This window comes from Streptococcus danieliae, from assembly GCF_009767945.1.
GTDB lineage: Bacteria > Bacillota > Bacilli > Lactobacillales > Streptococcaceae > Streptococcus > Streptococcus danieliae.
In genome coordinates this window covers 1-1,091 of sequence record NZ_WSRS01000158.1, presented here as the reverse complement: position 1 = coordinate 1,091, position 1,091 = coordinate 1, and the positions used below count along the sequence as shown (strand labels likewise).

The window sequence follows — 1,091 nt, the reverse complement described above, 5'->3', positions numbered from 1 at the left end:
TACAATATTTGTCGTTTTGAACAGATCAAACGACTGAATTTGAATACATGGGCTTAGTGCGCCCAAAAATCAGAATTCTCCCGATAATCGGGATAGAAAAGTAGGAAATACAGGGACTTTTGCTGGAAATTAGAGGGCAAGAGTCCCTTCTTTTTTTATATGACGGAATACTTCTGGTTTTTAGAGGTGCCCAAAATGCCTTTGACGCAGTAGCTGATTGGGTCTAACAGCATTGCATGCTGTTAGAGAGTAGCAAACTCTAATCGTTCGCCATATGAAGAACGCTACATGTTCTTCTATTTAGAAGCTCAGCGAGTCAATTCCTGACTCACTGAGAGGACTCCGAACCCGACCTAATCAGCCTTGCGAGAGTGGGACATAACTAAATTTTTTCAAATTTAGTTATGTCCCACTCCCAATAATTTATGAATTCAAAATCGAAAGAGTATTTGATTTTTGCTCCTAACAAACTAGAGGAAAGGGAATTCCAATCATCCAATGCTTTTCTTTTTATGAGAAAAAATTATCTTTTTGGACATATTAAATCTAAGTGTTCGAATTTCTACTCAAAGAAAATCAAAAATCAGATTTCTCCTGGTAAAAAGGGGAAAAATCTTAAATAAGTCGTTAATAAGGGAAAGATTGTCTGAAAATTTGCCGAATCTTCCCTTTATTTTTTGAAGATACAAAATTTAATCTGTTTTTAGAAGTGCTCTTGTAAGCTTTTAAGGGAGATTTTTGGAGACAATATTCATTTACAGATAGAATTCCTGCTGAAATGGTGTGAGCATTTTGGTTTTAACGAGGGATTCCATTCTCCTTTTCGTCCAGGACAAACGCATGAAGAAAAGCAGATTTTGTAAGTTTTCAGAAACCGATAATTATTCGAAAATCCCCGTTCTTAAGTCTATAATGGATTTAGGAGGTGGTTCTATGAATCTCTTAATTACTTATTTGAAATCTATTGATGATAAAAGGGATAGTTGGAAAATTCGACATACTCTCGTTGACATTGTTCTTCTTATTTTTTTCGCTCGTCTGTCTGGGGCTGAGTATTGGGAAGATATTGAAGATTTTGGTAAGTGCTATGA

At 35.6% G+C, this 1,091-nt stretch carries 1 protein-coding gene; it reads left to right on the top strand.

The annotated features are described in order from the left end of the window. Positions 1-933: 933 nt before the first annotated feature. Positions 934-1,091: transposase family protein (locus E5983_RS09185; RefSeq protein WP_160333016.1), on the top strand; the 158-nt coding region annotated here is incomplete at its 3' end.